At 68.7% G+C, this 16,930-nt stretch carries 20 protein-coding genes; 6 read left to right on the forward strand and 14 right to left on the reverse strand.

Annotation, left to right across the window (positions count from 1 at the left end; translation table 11 throughout):
• The 3 genes from BM417_RS44010 to BM417_RS44020 all read right to left on the reverse strand — a co-directional run.
• Positions 1-446 (reverse strand): ferric reductase-like transmembrane domain-containing protein (locus BM417_RS44010; protein WP_218164760.1); only part of this gene is annotated, 446 nt, incomplete at its 3' end.
• A gap of 55 nt (positions 447-501) precedes the next feature.
• Positions 502-1,149 carry a response regulator gene (locus BM417_RS44015; protein ID WP_093606075.1) on the reverse strand — a complete coding sequence of 216 codons (648 nt, stop codon included), beginning with the start codon at positions 1,147-1,149 and terminating at the stop codon, positions 502-504.
• Positions 1,146-2,408 (reverse strand): sensor histidine kinase, encoded by a 1,263-nt coding sequence (locus tag BM417_RS44020; protein WP_245822794.1) that lies wholly within the window; start codon positions 2,406-2,408, stop codon positions 1,146-1,148. The genes BM417_RS44015 and BM417_RS44020 overlap by 4 nt, the downstream gene beginning before the upstream one ends.
• Positions 2,409-2,635: 227 nt before the next feature.
• Here BM417_RS44020 and BM417_RS44025 point away from each other — a divergent pair, with 227 nt between their 5' ends.
• Both BM417_RS44025 and BM417_RS44030 read left to right on the forward strand, forming a co-directional pair.
• The gene (locus tag BM417_RS44025; protein WP_177320961.1) at positions 2,636-3,796 is read left to right on the forward strand and encodes an ABC transporter substrate-binding protein; all 1,161 of its coding nucleotides are present in this window, start codon (positions 2,636-2,638) and stop codon (positions 3,794-3,796) included.
• 14 nt (positions 3,797-3,810) lie between these two features.
• A complete protein-coding gene (locus BM417_RS44030) occupies positions 3,811-4,563 on the forward strand; it encodes an MBL fold metallo-hydrolase (RefSeq protein WP_093606077.1) in 753 nt (250 codons plus the stop codon).
• Here the strand turns inward: BM417_RS44030 and BM417_RS44035 are convergent.
• The 3 genes from BM417_RS44035 to BM417_RS44045 are packed head-to-tail and all read right to left on the reverse strand — an operon-like array spanning position 4,550 to position 7,747.
• Positions 4,550-4,972: a VOC family protein gene (locus BM417_RS44035; RefSeq protein ID WP_093606185.1), complete on the reverse strand. Its 423-nt coding sequence runs from the start codon at positions 4,970-4,972 to the stop codon at positions 4,550-4,552. The two genes, BM417_RS44030 and BM417_RS44035, sit on opposite strands and share 14 nt — an antisense overlap.
• A gap of 10 nt (positions 4,973-4,982) precedes the next feature.
• A complete protein-coding gene (locus BM417_RS44040; protein WP_245822796.1) occupies positions 4,983-5,417 on the reverse strand; it encodes a helix-turn-helix transcriptional regulator in 435 nt (144 codons plus the stop codon).
• A gap of 50 nt (positions 5,418-5,467) precedes the next feature.
• Positions 5,468-7,747 carry a glycosyl hydrolase family 18 protein gene (locus BM417_RS44045; protein WP_245822798.1) on the reverse strand — a complete coding sequence of 760 codons (2,280 nt, stop codon included), beginning with the start codon at positions 7,745-7,747 and terminating at the stop codon, positions 5,468-5,470.
• A 182-nt stretch (positions 7,748-7,929) separates the two neighbouring features.
• On the opposite strand from BM417_RS44045, the gene BM417_RS44050 reads away from it, so the two are divergent.
• Positions 7,930-8,376 carry a hypothetical protein gene (locus BM417_RS44050; RefSeq protein ID WP_093606078.1) on the forward strand — a complete coding sequence of 149 codons (447 nt, stop codon included), beginning with the start codon at positions 7,930-7,932 and terminating at the stop codon, positions 8,374-8,376.
• Between the two features lie 41 nt (positions 8,377-8,417).
• Here BM417_RS44050 and BM417_RS44055 read toward each other — a convergent pair whose 3' ends face one another.
• Positions 8,418-8,870, reverse strand: coding sequence for a DUF4396 domain-containing protein (locus BM417_RS44055; protein ID WP_093606187.1), 453 nt, complete (start codon positions 8,868-8,870; stop codon positions 8,418-8,420).
• Positions 8,871-9,453: 583 nt separating this feature from the next.
• Between BM417_RS44055 and BM417_RS44065 the strand changes: the two genes are divergently transcribed.
• Positions 9,454-9,831, forward strand: a complete 378-nt coding sequence (locus BM417_RS44065) for a DUF305 domain-containing protein (RefSeq protein WP_245822800.1) — start codon at positions 9,454-9,456, stop codon at positions 9,829-9,831.
• Here the strand turns inward: BM417_RS44065 and BM417_RS44070 are convergent.
• From BM417_RS44070 to BM417_RS44075, 4 genes are read right to left on the reverse strand one after another with little or no spacing between them, the layout of a single operon-like run.
• Entirely contained in the window at positions 9,828-10,823 is a 996-nt protein-coding gene (locus BM417_RS44070) for a YdcF family protein (RefSeq protein ID WP_093606079.1), read from the reverse strand. The genes BM417_RS44065 and BM417_RS44070 overlap by 4 nt on opposite strands.
• Positions 10,824-10,845: 22 nt before the next feature.
• The gene (locus BM417_RS48320; protein ID WP_177320962.1) at positions 10,846-11,013 is read right to left on the reverse strand and encodes a hypothetical protein; all 168 of its coding nucleotides are present in this window, start codon (positions 11,011-11,013) and stop codon (positions 10,846-10,848) included.
• Between the two features lie 16 nt (positions 11,014-11,029).
• A complete protein-coding gene (locus BM417_RS48325; protein WP_177320963.1) occupies positions 11,030-11,182 on the reverse strand; it encodes a hypothetical protein in 153 nt (50 codons plus the stop codon).
• A gap of 34 nt (positions 11,183-11,216) precedes the next feature.
• Positions 11,217-11,942 carry an aminoglycoside phosphotransferase family protein gene (locus BM417_RS44075; RefSeq protein WP_093606080.1) on the reverse strand — a complete coding sequence of 242 codons (726 nt, stop codon included), beginning with the start codon at positions 11,940-11,942 and terminating at the stop codon, positions 11,217-11,219.
• Positions 11,943-11,977: 35 nt separating this feature from the next.
• On the opposite strand from BM417_RS44075, the gene BM417_RS44080 reads away from it, so the two are divergent.
• Together BM417_RS44080 and BM417_RS44085 are read left to right on the forward strand one after the other, a co-directional pair.
• Complete coding sequence (locus BM417_RS44080) at positions 11,978-12,739, forward strand: IclR family transcriptional regulator (protein WP_093606081.1); 762 nt, start codon at positions 11,978-11,980, stop codon at positions 12,737-12,739.
• Positions 12,740-12,769: 30 nt separating this feature from the next.
• On the forward strand, positions 12,770-14,215 hold the full coding sequence (locus BM417_RS44085) for an aldehyde dehydrogenase family protein (RefSeq protein ID WP_093606082.1): 1,446 nt from the start codon (positions 12,770-12,772) through the stop codon (positions 14,213-14,215).
• Here the strand turns inward: BM417_RS44085 and BM417_RS44090 are convergent.
• Genes BM417_RS44090 through BM417_RS44100 form a run of 3 tightly spaced genes read right to left on the reverse strand, consistent with a single transcriptional unit; the run spans position 14,212 to position 16,909 of the window.
• The gene (locus BM417_RS44090) at positions 14,212-14,841 is read right to left on the reverse strand and encodes a response regulator (protein WP_093606083.1); all 630 of its coding nucleotides are present in this window, start codon (positions 14,839-14,841) and stop codon (positions 14,212-14,214) included. The two genes, BM417_RS44085 and BM417_RS44090, sit on opposite strands and share 4 nt — an antisense overlap.
• Positions 14,838-15,701: a sensor histidine kinase gene (locus tag BM417_RS44095; protein ID WP_143139082.1), complete on the reverse strand. Its 864-nt coding sequence runs from the start codon at positions 15,699-15,701 to the stop codon at positions 14,838-14,840. The genes BM417_RS44090 and BM417_RS44095 overlap by 4 nt, the downstream gene beginning before the upstream one ends.
• Positions 15,698-16,909 carry a serine hydrolase domain-containing protein gene (locus BM417_RS44100; RefSeq protein WP_093606085.1) on the reverse strand — a complete coding sequence of 404 codons (1,212 nt, stop codon included), beginning with the start codon at positions 16,907-16,909 and terminating at the stop codon, positions 15,698-15,700. The genes BM417_RS44095 and BM417_RS44100 overlap by 4 nt, the downstream gene beginning before the upstream one ends.
• Positions 16,910-16,930 lie beyond the last annotated feature (21 nt).

Here is a 16,930-nt window from a genome sequence, read left to right on the forward strand (position 1 = left end):
GTCGAGATCACCCCGGTCACCACGATGATGGTGGCCGCGAGCATGCCCAGCAGCGAAGCGGGAACGCCCGCGAGGGCGAGGAACGTCTTCGCCATCGGCGCGTTGTCCAAGGTCGCGTACCCCAGCACGACGATCGTGGCGTGCGTGAGCACCGTCCACAGCAGCGTGAAGCCGACCCACCGGTGCCACACCGTCAAGCGGTCCATGCCGATGCGCCGATCGAGCCACGGCAGGCGAGCCACCAGCAACAACTGGAACATCATGATCAGCGCGGCGTGCAGGCCGAAGAACTTGGCGACGGTGAGGACCTCGTTCTTGCCCGTGCCCGCGGTCAGGAACAGGAACTCGACGATCGCCAGGTTCACGACGACGAACGCCCACAGCACCAGCCGTGCCTGGAGGACCGGAGCCAAGCCACTGCGGCGGATGCGCGAGTTCGTCGTCACTGAGCCCACCTCTCACGGCGATGTGAAGCCGGGACAGTATGAGTTCCAGACGGCTTCAGCCGCCAGGCGTGACGATCCCTCTCTCGTAGGCGAACACCACGGCGTGCGTGCGGTCGCGCAGACCGAGCTTGGTCAGCACACGGGAGACGTGTGTCTTCACGGTGGTCTCCCCCAGGAACAACGTCGCGGCGATCTCCGCGTTGGACGCGCCCTTGGCCAGTTCCACCAGCACCTCGAACTCGCGGTCGGTGAGCTCCGGTGGCCGGGTGCGTGCCCTTGGCGCCGTGCTGAAGCGGGCGATCACCCGTCGTGTCACCTCGGGTGAGAGCAACGCGTCCCCGCGCGCGACGACCCGCACGGACTCCACGAGGTCTTCCGGCGAAGCGTTCTTCAGCAGGAAGCCGCTCGCGCCCGCCTGCAGTGCCTCGAAGAGGTAGTCCTCACGGTCGAAGGTGGTCAGGATGACGACTCGGGTGCCGTGACCTGCGGAAAGGATGTGGCGGGTGGCTTCAAGGCCGTCCATGCGCGGCATCTGGACGTCCATCAGCACGACGTCGGGCCGCAGTGACGCGACGAGTTCCACGGCCTGGGCGCCGTCGCCCGCCTCGCCGACGACCTCGATGCCGGGCTCGGTGCCGAGGATGACCCGGAACCCGGCTCGGACCAGATCCTGGTCGTCGGCCAGCACGACTCGCAAACTCACGCCTTCTCCTCCAACAACGTCGGCAGCGACGCACGGACCAGATAGCCCGCGTCGCGCCTTGGTCCTACTTCCAGCGAACCGCCGTGCACGGCAAGACGTTCGCGCATCCCGACCAGTCCGAAACCTGGGCTTGTCGAGACGGCACGGCCACGGCCGTCGTCGGTGATCTCGAGTTCCAGAGCGCTGTCCAGGAACCGCATCCGGACGTCGACGTGCTGGGCGTCCGCGTGCTTCACGACGTTCGTGAGTGCTTCCTGCACGACGCGATACGCCGACAACGCGACGCCGGGCGGCACCTCACGCACGTCGCCGTATACGCCGTGCGATATCTCGAGGCCTGCCGCGCGGGCGCTGTCGAACAGCTCCGGCAGGTCGTCCAGGCCGGGCGCCGCTTTCAGGTCGGTGTCGGCGTCCGCTCGCAGCACGCCCAGCAGGCCGCGCAGTTCGCTGATCGCGGTCCGGGCGGTCTGCTCAACGGTCTGCAGTGCGTCGCGGGCCAGAACGGGATCGGAGTCGAGGACCCGGCGCGCGGCACCGGCCTGGATGCCCATGACGGACACGTGGTGCGCCACGACGTCGTGCAGGTCGCGGGCGATGCGCATGCGTTCGGCCGCGATGGCGCCGCGGGTGTTCTGCTCCTGCGAGCGGCGCAGCTCCTCCGCCTGGAACTCCAGTTGAGCCCGGCGCCGGGCTCCAGACCAGGCCATCTCCCCCACCACGTAGGCGAGCATGAAGAAGAAGATGTTGAACTCCAGTCCGTAGAGGACGGAGGCGAGCACCGGATCGATCGGCCCGGCGGCGTCCTTGAAATCGCCCTTGGGACCGAGCAGGGACCGCACGAGGCTGAACCCGAGCCACAGGAACATCGCGCCGATCACGCCGATGCGGGACCAGCGCGCGACACGGCGGTTCTGCTCCCACGCGCCGACCGTGTAGATGGCGAGGAACAGGATCGCGGAGGGCACCAGGGTGTCGCCGGCGCGGTTCACCTGCGCCGCGATGAACAGGGCCGACACCACGAGCATCACGGCCAGCGGGTAGCGGCGGCGCACGACCAGCGGCACGGACAACGCGAGCACCCAGGCGAGTTGCGCGGCCAGACCGGGCGGATCCCGGAAGACGTAGGCACCCATGCTGTTGACCAGCGTGGTGACCTCGACGGCGCACAGCAGGACGATCACGGCGATGCCGATGTCGCGCCGCCGTTGCGCGGGCGTCGGGCCTGGCCGTCGCCACTCGTTCCACACGGGCTCTTCCACCCGATCAAGGTACCCGGCACCCGTTTTACATCGGCAATCGAAGCTGTTCACCCCACAGGGGTGTTCCGGGCCACAAAATTGGACGAATCCCGGCCCGCTGATCAATACTTCGGCCCCGCCGCTGATCTAGTTCCCCTGCGACAAGGCCTGGAATGTCCATTCGTCATCTATTCTTGCCCACGGCCCTCCTGCTCGCCGCACTCACCGGCTGCGCAGGGAATGACCAGATGAATCAGCCTGTCAGGACGGGCCCCGGTGTCACCGACGAGGCGATCTCACTCGGCGTTCTGACCGACATGACCGGCCCCTTCAAAGGGACTTCGGTTCTCCGGATTCGCGGATATGAACTTTATCTGGACCAGGTCAACAAACGTGGCGGCGTGTGCGGACGACGGGTCGAGCTGAAGCAGAAGGACCACGCTTACGACGTTCAGAAGGCACTGGACGGCTATTTCGACCTCGAACCCCAGGTGCTGGGATTCATCGACGTCACGGGCCAGCCGATGACCGCGGCCATCGAACCCGACCTGATGCAGACGCGGGCGCTCACCGTGCCCGGCTCGTGGGCGGCCTCCCTGCTGGGCAACCCGCACATGATGATCGTCGGCACGACCTACGACCTCGACATCATCAACGGCCTCGACCACTTCAAGCGCAAGGGCGCGCTGAACACCGGCGACATGATCGGTCATCTCCACCTGCGCGGCAGTTTCGGCGACAACGCGCTGGAGGGCAGCCGGTTCGTCGCGGAGAACTGGGACATGAAGATCTCGGAGCAGGCGGTCACCGAGACGACGGCGAACCTCACCACCCAGATCGCCGCCCTGAAGGCCGCCGACGCCAAGGTCCTGGTGCTCAGCCTGACCCCGCCGCAGACCGCCGCGGCCGTGGGCATCGCCGCACAACTCGGCTGGACCGTGCCGATCCTGTCGAGCGCGGTGAGCTACGACCCGGCGATCATGCAGTCACCGGTGGCCGCCGTGTTCGCCAAACAGGTCCTGCTCACGTCACCGGTCGCGCCGTGGAGCGGCGAGGCACGGGGTGTCCGGGAGCTGCGTGACGCCTACGAGCAGCGGTGGCCGGGCGAGCCGGGTTCCCTGAACTCCGTGCACGGCTACACGGTCGCGTTGGCGTACGTGGCCGTGCTGGAGAAAGCGTGCGAGAAGAACGACCTCACGCGCGACGGCGTGCTGCGCGCGTTCCACGAGACCAACTCCATCGACACCTTGGGGCTCACCGGTGAACTGCGGTTCTCGTTGGTGGGACGGCCTTCCGCGACGCAGTCGTACATGAGCAAGCCGGACGTGGCCGTGCCCGGCACGTTGAAGGTCGAGCAGAGCCTGTTCGAGTCGGAACTGGTGAAGCTCAAGGGAACCCGCGCCCGTTGATCTACGGTTGACCGATGGACCTCAGCCTGACCGTGCTCGGGTGCGCGACGCCGTACCCGAGCACGGACAACCCGTGTTCGGGCTATCTGGTGTCGCACGGCGACACTCGCGTGTGGATGGACGCCGGCACCGGCACGCTCGGCCCGTTGCAGCGCCACACGCGACTGGAGGACCTGGACGCGATCTGGATCTCGCACCTGCACGCCGACCACAGCGCGGACCTGCTCACCGCCTACTACGCCCTGCTGTTCGCGGACGTCTCACGCCCGCCGGTGACGCTGTACGGGCCACCCGGCATCGCCGACCGCCTGGCCGGCTTCCTCACCAACGGACCGGTGCGCAGCCCGATCGAGGACGCCTTCGCGATCACCGAACTGCACGACGGCCACCGGGCGACGGTCGGTTCGCTGCGGCTGACCACGGCGGCGGTCGAGCACGGCATCCCCGCGTTCGGCGTCCGGATCGAGGCGGAGAACCGCTCACTGACTTACTCCGGCGACACCGCGGCGTGCCCGAGCCTCGTCGAACTGGCCCGCGGCACCGACGTGCTGCTGTGCGAGGCCGAAAGCGCCGAGAAGACACCGGACATGGCCCACCACACGCCAGAAGACGCAGGTGAGACGGCATCCCAGGCAGGCGCGGGGCGGTTGGTCGTCACGCACGTGGGCCGCTTCCTGAGCCCTCAGGAAGCGGTCGCTCGTGCCTCGGCCCGGTACGCGGGGCAGGTCGGCTACGCCGCGCCCGGCACCACGTTCACAGTTGGTTGACGCGGACCAGGTTGCCGGCCGGGTCGCGGAACGCGCAGTCCCGCACGCCCCACGGCTGGTCCTCGGGCTCTTGCAGGACCTCGCCCGCGCCTGACGACTCGACCCATGCGCGCGCACGGTCGAACGTGCCCTGCAGGTCTTTGGAGCCGAGCGAGATCGCCGTGTAGACGCCCTTCGCCATGAGGACGGCGATGGTGCGGCGTTCCTCGTCGCTCACGCCGGGGTCGGCGGCGGGCGGGTGCAGGACGATGCCGGTTTCGGGCTGGCCGGGTGGGCCCACGGTGATCCAGCGCATGGTGCCCTGGCCGACGTCCTGGCGGACCTCGAAGCCGAGTGCGTCGCGGAAGAAGCCGAGCGACTTCTCGGGGTCGTCTGCGGGCAGGAACGCCGCGGCGATGATGACTGACATGCCGGTCAACCTAATCGGACGGACCGGTCGCCGCTTCTCGATTCCTGATCGGCCGCATGACGGCCTTGGCCAGGCAGTTCGGGATGCCCTGGCCGTCCTCGCCCGCGACCTTGCGGTACTGGCTCGGGGACATGCCCACCAGTTCGGAGAAGCGGGTGCTGAACGTGCCGAGCGAGGTGCAGCCGACCTCGAAGCAGACGTCGGTGACGGACATGTCGCCGCGGCGCAGCAACGTCATGGCCCGCTCGATGCGGCGGGTCATCAGGTAGCTGTAGGGCGACTCGCCGAACGCCGCGCGGAACGCTCGCGAGAGGTGGCCGGCGGACAGGTGCACGCCGCGGGCCAGTGCCGCGACGTCCAGCGGTTGCCGGTACTCGCGGTCGATCCGGTCGCGCACCTTGCGGAGCAGGAGGAGTTCCTGCAGGCGCGGGTCTTGGGCGGTCACGATGAACAGCCTAAGCCCCGCGCCTGACAGTTTCCTGACTTCAGCGAGAGCTAGCAGGCGCCCTGGTCGCGCCAGACGCCCCACTCACCCGTGGTTCCGGGTTCCTCGTTGGTGGTCCACCACTGGGCGCGCCACTTGCGGCCCTTGTGCGACACCTCGTTCCCGCCGGTGTAGACCTTGCCGCTCTCCCACGCGGGCAGCGAGCAGGCCGGCGGGTTCGTGGTGGTGGTCGTCGTGGTGGTCGTGGTCGTGGTGGAGGTGGTGGTCGACGTGGAGGTCGGCGGGTTGCCGCCACCGATGCGCGGGTAGTCCGCGGTGATCGCGTACGACTGGCCGCCGAACGTGAACACGAAGTTCGACGGCGTCGAGATCGGCAGCTGGTAGCTGACCGTCAGCTCGATCGACGCGCCCGGTGCGAGCGACTGCCACGACGGCAGCGTGAGCTCGGCCTTCTGGAAGTCGCCCTTCAGGCCGCCGACGTTGGATCCGCTGTGTCCCTTCGACACGATCTTCAGCCCGAAGCCGGACTGGTCGGCCATGCTGCCCGGCGCGCTGGTGCCGTAGTCGAACGCGATCTTCGTGCCGCCGGGGATGGTGACGGTGGAGCGGTTCGTGAACTTGATCTTCGGCGTGATCGGGTAGTTGTTGTCGCCCAACGCGTAGCCGTAGATGTCGACGTCGACCGCGAGGGACTGCGTCTGCTGCGTCGAAGCCTTCGCGGCACCGTAGGGCGCGGCACCGTTCAGGCCGGTGTTGATGGTCGACAGCAGCGTGTCGCCGATGAAGTACTCCTTCTTGACGGAGTCATATTTGTAGTCACCGGCGAGCTCCCAGATCATGATGCCGCCGAGGCCCTTGTCCTTGACGTACTTGGCCTTCTCCGCGATCGACTGCTCGGTCTCGGTGGAGAGGAACACCTTCTTGTCGTTGTTCCACAGCCACGGCGACTTCAACGTCGAGTCGTAGTACGGCGCGTACGTGCCGGTGAGGCGGTCGGTCGGGTCGTTGACCGGGTCCAGGCCGTACTGCGAGGAGTACGAACCGGTGATCTTGGCTTCCAGGTTCTTGGTGTGCCACAACGGGTTCACACCGGACGGAACCTCGGCGCCACCCGCGGTGACGTCGTGCCAGATGTTGTCGATGCCGGCCGCGCCGTTACCGCACGGCGTGGTCGAGCCGACCGACGAACCGGTGCCGGGCGGGCACTGCGACTGGTTCGGCAGCGGAGCCTTGCCCCACAACCCGTTCGTGCCACCGGTGACGCCCTGCCAGCCACGCGAGTAGAACGGCACGCCGATGTTGATGCGTCCGGCCTGCATGGCGCCGCGGTAGTAGTGGTACGACCAGTCGGTGTTCAGGTACCCCATGCCCTCGTACTGCGGTGCCGTGTACACGCCACCGGCCGAGAGCTCACCGTCCTTGCCGTCGTCGTAGAGAGCGGCGTTCGGGCCGACGAACTGGTTCCACGAGCCGTGCAGGTCGTAGCTCATGACGTTGAGGTAGTCGAGGTACTTGACGACCTGGTACGCCTCCTGGCCGCGCAGCAGCCAGCCCGAGGCGGGCACGGCGGCGGTCAGCATGTAGTGCTTGCCGTCGGCGGCACCGGCGCGGTCGAGCTTCTCGCGCAACGTCTTCATGATCGCCTGGTAGCCGGCCCACAGCGTGCCGCGGTTGGCGTTGGAGATCCAGAAGTCGTCCGGGTTGCCGGCGTGGTTGTTCGACGTCGCGTACTCGTAGTCGATGTCGGCGCCGTTGAAGCCGTACTTGCGCAGGAACTCCACGGTGCTGTCGGCGAACGTGTCGATCGCCGCCTGGTTCTGGCCGAGCTTGTAGAAGCCGCCCGACGCGTTGCGCGTGCCGTCGGCGTTGAAGAAGCCGCCGGTCTCCGCCCAGCCGCCGACCGAGATCAGCGTCTTGACGTTCGGGTTCTGCTTCTTGAACTTCGTGAGCTGGTTGAAGTGCCCCTTGTAGGGCAGCGACGGGTCCATCTCGGCGCCGGCGACGCCCGGCCACTCCATGCCGATGGACGAGTTGTTCGCGTCGTTCGCGCCGACCGAGATCTTGTTCTGGGCGTCGATGTGCGCGAACGCGTAGTTCAGGTGCGTGACCTTGTTCCAGGGGATGTCCTTGGCGAGGTACCCCGGCTGACCGTTCTTGCCGGTCCGCCAGCTGGTGAAGTACCCGATGACACGTCTGGACTTGTCACCCATGGTCTCTCGGCCCGCGGTGTCGTAGACCGTGCAGTACGGCGATTCGACACCCGGCGTCTTGTACAGCCCGTCCGGCCGGCAGTCCTCGTGGGCTGCGGCTGCGGTGGGCGCGTTGGTCACGGCTATCACGGTCCCGGCTAGCAGAGCTAGCACCGGGACCACTCTGGCGAGCAGTCGCAAGGGAAAGGACCTCCTGGCTAGGGCGGCGGCCACTGCCCGGAACGGTAAAATGGTCCAGACCTTTGCGTCAATAGTCGATCACTGACAAAAGGTGTCAGTGAAACGGTTTAGCTTCGTTTCCCATGAGTGAGAACGATTTCAACTTCCTCCACGGCCGCTGGCGGGTGGCCAACCGCAAGATCGCCGACATCGTCGGCCGCGGCACCGAGTGGGTCGAGTTCGAGACGCAGGCCGAAGCCAGACCTCTGCTGGGCGGCGCGGCGATCATCGACAGCGTCTTCGCGGACGACTGGGAGGGCATGACCCTGCGTCAGTACGACCCGTCCGACGACGTCTGGCGCATCTGGTGGGCCTCCACCCGCGCCCCCGGACACCTCGACCCGCCGCTGGAGGGGCGGTTCGACGACGGGCACGGGGTGTTCCTCGGCGACGACGTGGTCGGCGGGCACGCGGTGAAGGTGCGGTTCGACTGGACGGTGGGTGCCGAACCGGTCTGGCAGCAGCAGTTCTCCTACGACGGCGGCGAGACCTGGGAGACGAACTGGGTGATGACGTTCAGCCGCACCTGAGCAGTGATGAGGGCCGGGGGTGCGCCCCGGCCCTCGTCGTCTCAGTGGTGGTGCTGGTGGACGACCGCGTGACCCTTGCCGCGCGAGATCATCCAGCGGTTCACCGGCACCGTCACCACGAACGCGACGGCCAGCGAGAACACCAGCGCCGCCCAGAACACCCAGTTCGCGAGGCCGGCGTTCATCGCGCCGGGCACGAGCAGCATCACCGCGTTGTCGACGATCTCCATGACCGCGATCGACACGGTGTCCGCGGCCAGCGCCACCCCGAGGGCCGCCTTGAACGCGAGGCCCGAACGCAGCACCGGGCGGATCGTCAGCGAGTAGCCGAACACGAACGCGAGCACCACGGCCAGCACGACCGTGGCGAGGTTTCCCCAGCCCAGCGCCGTGCCGATGACCATGCCGAGCACCTCGCCGATCGCGCAGCCGGTGAGGCAGTGCAGCGTCGCGGAGATCGCCTGTCTGGTGAGACTCGCGGGAGCGTGGTCCATCTCCTCCTCCTTCAGCGTCGCGCCGAACAATACCCCTAGGGGGTATCTTCATCAAGCCATACCCCCGTAGGGTGTGTCACACGACGAGGCGCCGGTTCACCCAGTGGGTGTTGCTGTGCGCACTCGTCTTCTCGGTCGTCGGGATGCACCATGTCGCAACGGCGGAGACTCCGCACGCCGAGCACACGACGTCCCATCAGCAAGAACCCCAGCAGCCCCACGAGCACGACCTGCTGCACCTGTGCCTCGCGGTCCTGGTCGCCGCGGCCGTCGTGCTGCTGGGCTGGTTCCTGGTCCGGACGGCACTCCCCCGGCTCGCGGCACCTCTCGCCGAGCACCCCTCAACGTCCGCCACCGGGCGGAAGACAGCTCCTCACGACTCTCTGCGTGCTGCGGAACTGAGTTCGCCCAGTCCGTTCAGCACTGTCCACAAACGCAGAGAGAAGAAGAATCCCTTGAAGAAGTCCCTCATCGGGGCTGTCGTCGGCATGCTCGTTCTGAGCGCCTGTGGCGGTCCCGCGAACACGGCTGCCGATGTCACGTTCGCGCAGGAGATGGTCCCCACCACGAGCAGGCGCTGGAGATGGCGAAGCTCGTGCCGTCGCGCAGCAGCGACGACAAGGTGCGCGATCTCGCCTCCCGCATCGAGAAGGCGCAGGACCCGGAGATCGCTCGGATGAACGAGTGGCTCCAGCAGTGGGGCGCCGCCAAACAGGACCGCCAGGGCCACGACATGGCCGGAATGATGAGCAACGACGACATGGCGAAGCTGGAGAAGTCCAGCGGCGCCGAGTTCGACCGGATGTGGCTCGACATGATGATCAAGCACCACGAAGGTGCCGTCGAGATGGCGAAGACCGAACTCGCCCAGGGCAAGGACGAGGGCGCGAAGAAGCTCGCGCAGGCGATCATCGACGGCCGGCAGCAGGAGATCACCGAGATGAAGGCGCTCCTGGGTTAGCCGATCTGGGTCAGCGCGAGCCCGCCGGCCATCAGCACGGCGCACGCCAGGCCGTGCACGACGGGGTTGCGGACCAGGAGCGCCACGAACTCCCGCAGGAACGCGCTCGGCACGAAGTACCAGGCGGTGGGCGCGCCGATGACCTGCAGCCGCAGGCCCTGCTTGCGGGAGAGCACGGCGGTGCGGAACACGTGGTAGTTGTTCGTGACCGCGACGACCCGGCCGTTGAGACCTCGTTCGGCGAGCAAAGCCTTGCTGTAGCGCAGGTTCTCCTCGGTCGTGGTCGCCTGGTCCTCCATCACGACGTCGGCGTCGGGCACGCCGTGTTCGAGGAGGTACTCGCGCATGGCGAAGGCCTCGGAGACGTCCTCGTCCGCGCCGCGCCCGCCCGACACGACGATCACGGGTGACCGGCCGGACCCGCGCTCGCGGTGGTAGAGCCGCATCGCGCGGTCGAGCCGGTTCGCCAGCAACTTGGGCACGCGGGACCCGATCAGGCCCGCGCCGAGCACCACGATGCCGTCGAACCCGTGGCGGCGGCCCGTGCGGCCGTAGACGACGGAGTACAGCAGAAGGCTCACGAACAAGAACGCGATGTACGCCGACACCAGGAACAGACCGATGGCGGTGCCGCGGATCCAGTCGTTGGGCTGGGCGATGCCCCAGAAGAAGTAGATCATCTCGCCGAGCAGGGCCAGACCCGCGAGCAACGACAGCAGGTTGCCCAGCGACCGGCCCTCCCGGCGGACCATCACCAGCCCGTTGGCCAGCAACGCCAACGGGAGCAGCAGCAGGCCGAGAACGGCCAGCATGAACACGAGCAGCAGCGGCAGGCTCACCACCGGGTTGTCCCGCCCGGCCTCCGCCAGCAGCAGCAGCAGCATCACGAGCGAGATGCCGAGCCAGACGGCGTTGCTCAGCCTGCGGCGGTCACGCACCATCCCGATGACGAAGAAGAGTGCGGGGATGAGGAAGAGCAGGCCGGCTAGCACCGGCCAAGGGTAGTACCGGTGATCACTCGTCGCTCTCGGGCGCCGGAACCGGCTTCGGGCGCGGCCTGAGGCGCACCGCGCCCGCCGTCAGATCGAGCGGACCGGTCTCCTCGTAGTCCTCACCGGTGCCCGCGTCCGTCGCCTCGCGGCGGACCTTGGGGCCCGGGAACAACTCGCCCAACTGTCCCATGCCTTCGACACTACCCTCAGAACAGGACGATGAGCAGCACGATCACGGCGATCGCGACGACGATCGGAATCCACATCGAACCTTGCGGCCTGCGGTAGTGGCTGCGGACCGTGGTGCTGCGGAACCAGCTGTACGGGGCGCTGCGGCGGTGGCGGCGAACCCAGGGCATGTCGTCCTCCTCGATCGGGGCTGTCTGCCTCCGGTTACCCGGTTCTCAGCCGTTCGAGTACTCCAGCCAGCCCAACTTCGGTCATCTCGGCGTCGTCGGTGTCGTTGCCGCGCAGTACCTCGTACCAAGGCCCGAGCCGGTGCCAGAACAACGCCCGCTCACGCAGTTCCCTCGTGACTCCGTACGTCTCGGCGAAGGCCTGGGCGAACTCGGGAGACGTGGAGTGCAGCGCCCACGCGAGGTCGATCGCCGCGTCCCCGATGTGCAGGTCACCGAAGTCGATCACGCCGGTCAGCACGCCGTCGCCGCCGAGCACGTGTTCGGTGCCGAGGTCGCCGTGCACCAGCGTGTCGGCGGGCAGGTCGTCGATCTGGGCCAGCAGCTCCTCGCCGCCGGGCACCCGCACCTCGGCCCGGAAGCGGTCGACGGGCAACGGCATCGGACCGACACCTCGCCGCTCCGCCTCTGCCACGGGCACCGCGTGCAGAGCCAGCAGGAACTCCCCCAGCTGCCGGCCCTGGGCGGCGTTGAGCCGGGTCAGCTCCTCGCCGCGCACCAGCTCGTGCCGCACCACCAGCGGCTCCTCGGACACGATCTCCGGCACCGGGACGGGCAGTGGCAGCACAGGTGCGAGCCACGGCATCACCACCGTCTCGCGCACGAGCTGCGGCTCGATCTCGGGACGGCGCGGCCGTCGTTCCACCCAGCGTCCGCCGACCAGGAACGCGGTGCTGTCCCAGCCCTCACCGAGGTACGTCACGTGCCCAGTTCTACCGAACCGTGCAGAATCCTGGGGTGGCCGCCACCGTCTCCTCCAAGCTGCTGTCGCTGCTGGGCACGTTCGACGGCCGGCATCGCCGCCAGACCCTGAGCGGCATCGCGCGGCGTTGCGGGCTGCCGATCAGCACCACGCACCGGCTGCTGGCCGAGCTCACGGAGTGGGGCGCGGTGCGGCGGCTGGACTCGGGCGAGTACGTGATCGGGCGGCGGATCTGGCGGCTCGGGTTGCTCGCGGCCGGGGAGGTCGAACTGAGCCGGGTCGCGGAGCCGTTCCTGCACGACATCCACGCGGCGACGCGGGCGGTGGTGCACCTGGCCGTGCGGGAGGGGACCGAGGTGCTGTACCTCGATCGGGTGTCGGGGCACGCGTCGGTGCCGATCGTGAGCTCGACCGGCAGCCGGTTGCCGTTGCACTCCACAGGGGTTGGGAAGGTGTTGCTCGCGCACGCGCCCGCGGAGATTCAGGAAGAGGTGCTCACGCACGGGCTGACGCGGATCACGGCGTTCACGGTCACGGAGCCAGGCCGGATGCGGGCGCAGCTGCACCGGATCCGGCGGGACGGGTACGCGCAGACGTTCGAGGAGATGACGCTCGGGGCGTGCAGCGTGGCGGTGCCGATCGAGGTGGAGGGGCACGTCGTCGCGGCGCTCGGGATCGTGGTGCCGGACCTGCGCAACGTGCGGGCGCGGCTGGTGGCGGCGTTGCAGGTGGCGGCTCGGGGTATCGCCCGGATGCTGGAGCCCAGTTTCCATCCACCGGAAGCCGGACTTGGATGATCACCCCGTCTGACGGTTGAATCCTCAACTGTGGCAAGCGACAAGCGTGAGCTCCTCATCGGCGGCGACAGCGTTCCCGCGCTGGACGGCCGCACCACCGACGACCTCAACCCCTTCACCGGCGAGGTGTACGCCGTGGTGGCCGCGGGCGGGCCGGCGGACGTCACGCGGGCCGTCGACGCAGCTCAGGCGGCCTTCCCGGAGTGGTCGGCGACGACGCCGTCGGTGAAGCGCGGGATCCTGCTGCGAGCCGCGGACGGGCTGGAGGCCAGGACGCCCGAGGTCGTCGCGCTGATGGCCGCCGAGGTCGGTGGTGTCGGCGGGTGGGCCGGGTTCAACGTCATGCTGGCGGCCAACATCCTGCGCGAGGCGGCCGCGGCGGTCACCCAGCCCGTCGGCGAGGTGCTGACGACGGACGTGCCCGGCCAGCTGTCGCTCGCCGTCCGGGAACCGCTCGGCGTGGTCGCGGCGTTCGCGCCGTGGAACGCGCCGGTCATCCTGAGCGCGCGGGCGGTCGCGGCACCGCTCGCCGCCGGGAACACCGTGGTGCTCAAGCCCAGCGAGGACGCGCCGATCGCGGCCGGGCTGTTCATCGCCGACGTGCTGCGCGAGGCGGGGCTGCCGGCGGGCGTGCTCAACGTCGTGACGAACGCTCCCGCCGACGCCGCCGCGGTCGCCGAGGCGTTGATCACCGACCCGCGCGTGCGCGCCGTGAACTTCACCGGCTCGACCGAGGTCGGCCGGATCGTCGGAACCCTTGCCGCGCAACACCTCAAGCCCGCCGTGCTGGAGCTCGGCGGCAAGAACTCGCTGCTGGTGCTCGACGACGCCGATCTCGACCACGCGGTGGACGCGGCGACGTTCGGCGCGTTCCACAACGCCGGCCAGATCTGCATGTCGACGGACCGCATCCTGGTGCACCGGTCGGTCGCCGAGGAGTTCACCGCGAAGCTCGCGGCCAAGGTCGATTCACTGCCGCACGGCGATCCCGCCGACCCCGGCACGGTGATCGGCCCGGTGATCAACCCGCGCTCCGCCTCCCGCGTCGCCGCGCTGGTGGCCGAGGCGGTCGAGGCGGGCGCGACCGTGCGCGCCGGTGGCAACGGCGGCGCGACCGTGCTCGACGGTGTGACTCCGTCCATGCGCGTCTTTCAGGAGGAGATCTTCGGCCCGGCCGTCATCGTCGTCCCCGTCGCCGACGACGATGAGGCCGTGGCCGTCGCCAACGACACCGAGCACGGCCTCACCGCGGGCATCCTCACCGAGGACTCGCGGCGCGGTCTCGCTCTCGCGCAACGGATCCGCACCGGCATCGTGCACGTCGGCAACCAGACGGTGGACGACGAGCCGCAGGCGCCGTTCGGTGGCGTGAAGTCCAGTGGGTACGGCAGGTTCGGCGGCCGGTGGGGCATCGAGGCGTTCTCCGCGACCCGCTGGGTCACGGTCGCCGGCCAGCACGGCCACTTCCCCTTCTAGAGGCCTGCTTCGTGGGCGACGATCGCCGCCTGGACCCGGTTCTCCGCGCCCAGGCGGCCCAGGATCGCGCTCACGTGCCCCTTCACCGTGCCCTCGACCAGGTCGAGGCGGCGGGCGATCTGCGCGTTCGACAGACCCTGGCCTAACAACGCGAGCACGTCGCGTTCCCGCGCGGTCAGCGACTCCACCCGTTCGCGCGCCTGCCCTGTCCGGCCGCCGCGGAACCGGCTGATCATCCGGGCCGCCACCTTCGGCGCCAGGTAGGCACCGCCGGACGCGAGCGCGTGCACGCCCGCGATCAGTTCGCGCGGATCACCTGACTTCAGCAGGAATCCGCGCGCGCCGCCGTCCAGTGCCCGTTCCAGGTAGCCGTCGTCGTTGAACGTCGTCAGCATCGCGACGCCGAACCCCAGCCGCGCCAGTTCCGAGGCCGCCTCCAGGCCGTCGAGGCGTGGCATCCGGATGTCCAGCAGCACGACGTCGGGCCGGTGCTTCAACGCGAGGTCGATCGCCTCGCGACCGTCCGACGCCTCCGCGACGACGTCCAGTTCGGGGTCGGAGCCGAGGATCGCGCGCACCCCGGCGCGCACCATCGTCTCGTCGTCGGCGAGCAGTACGCGAATCACGAATCCCCCGAGTGCGGTAGCACGGCGACCAGCTCGAACCGGCCGCCGCCACGACTGACGCGCAGGCTACCCCCGGCGAGCCGCACCCGTTCGCGCAACGCGACCAGCCCAACCCGGCTGCCCGCACCGCGCCGCCGTCCGGCGTCGTTGCCCGCCTCGACCACCGTCTCGGCTTCGTTGGTGGTGATGTTCAGCTGCAGCAACGACTTCGGCGCGTGCTTGGCGGCGTTCGTCAGCGCCTCCTGCACCACCCTGTGCACCGTCCGCTCCACTGTGGACGGAATCGGGCCGTCCGTGGTGAACTCGACCCGCATCCCGGCCTTTGTGGCACGGCCGACGAGGTCCTGGAGGTCATGGTCCTCCGGCGGATCACCGTCGCGCAGCAGGAACACCAGCTCCGACAGGCGTTCCGTGGCGTCGGCCGCGGTCTCCCGGAGCTCCGCGGCGGCAGCCTGGTGCGCGGCGGGCAGCGTCATCTCCAGCACGCCCGCCCGCAACGCCAGCAGGCTCAGCTCGTGCCCGAGCGTGTCGTGGACCTCGTGCGCGATCCGGGTGCGTTCGCGCAGGTGAGCGGCCTCGACCGTGGCGGCGGCCAACGCCGCCTGCTGGTGCGCGACCCGCCCGAGGAACCACGGCAACGCGACCGACAGCCCCACCACCACCAACGCCATCAGCCCGCCGACGACCGCCCCCACCAGCACCAGCGCCGTCCAGCCGGACTCGGTGCGGCGCCCGAGCAGGAACGAGATCACGAACAGCGGCCCCCACACCGCGACCGTCCACGGTGGAACGCTGGTCTGCATGGCGAACGACACCGCGACCGCCGCCGCCACACAGCCCGCAAGCGCCGCCGTCCTCATCGCCGCCACCTCGCGACCGCCACGCTCAGGTTCATCACGCTGGACACGCCCAACCACACCACAAGCGGCAGTGAATAGTGCGCCAGTTGGAAGAACGTGATGTCGCGCCCGCCGCCGTACAGCAGCCCGAGCAAGGTGGGCAACGCCAACAGCACGCCCAGCGGCACGAACCTGAGCACCTGCCACGCCTTGTGGAACCTCCTCGGCCTTTTCAGTGCCCGAATCCCCAATGCCGTGGACAGCAACGTGAGCGCCGCCAGCACGAGATCGATCAGCAGCCGGTACGACTCCGGCTCCGGAGGCGTCTTGCCGTCGACGACGTCGGCGATCCCGTTCTCCAGCCCGTACGTGCCCTCGTTGCCGAGCGTGATGCCGCTGTTGGCCATGACCGCGATCCCGTATCCGGACTCCGTCAGCAGTTGCCCGGCCGTACTGGTGAACCAGATCCCGTTGTGCCGCAGCCGTCCCTGCTGGTCGGCCTCCCAGCCCATGCCGTCCTGCGGAGCCAGCTTCGGCTGCGCGGCCAGCCACTTCGCCATGTCCGCCGCAGTCGTGATCACGCCGTCCGAGCCTGTCACGAACCGGTCCGGTTCGGTCAGCGGAATCGAGAACCCGTAGGCGTAGCCGTAGCCCTTGCGGTAGTCGGCGGGCAGATCGCGTGGTGTCACGTCGATCGCCACGGTGTCGCGCATGCCCAGCGGTTCGAAAACGTGCTTCTTCAGATACGCGTTGAAGTTCTCGCCCGACGCCAGCTCGACCAGTCGCGCGGCCAGGTGGTAGTTGGTGTTAGTGTAGCGGAACTCGTTGTCGGGCACTGCCTTCTGCAGTGCTTCTCGGGCCCGTTCTACTGCCTCGGCCGGACTACCGGGCTGTTTCAGGCTCTTCTCCGGCAGCGTCCGGTCGCTGATTCCCGACTTGTGGGCGAGCAGCTGGCGTGCCGTGACGCGCGAGTCGAACACGGGGCGGTCCAGGTCGATCTTGCCGGCGTCCGCGAGCTGCCGGACCGCCAGCGCCGTGAACGACTTGCTGACCGAGGCGATCGCCATCTTGGTGTTCTCGGTCATCGGAGCGCCGGTCGAGTCGTGCCCGAAGCCCTGGACCGCGATCACCTGGTCCCCCTTGGTGATCGCGACGGCGACGCCTGGACAGGAGGCCTCGCCCATGTACGTGGAAACCAGCAGCGTGAGCGCTGCGCCCCAGATGTTCATGGGACAGAAGCTAGGGATCAA

Origin of the sequence: Lentzea waywayandensis, assembly GCF_900115955.1 — a bacterium.
Classification (GTDB): domain Bacteria; phylum Actinomycetota; class Actinomycetes; order Mycobacteriales; family Pseudonocardiaceae; genus Lentzea; species Lentzea waywayandensis.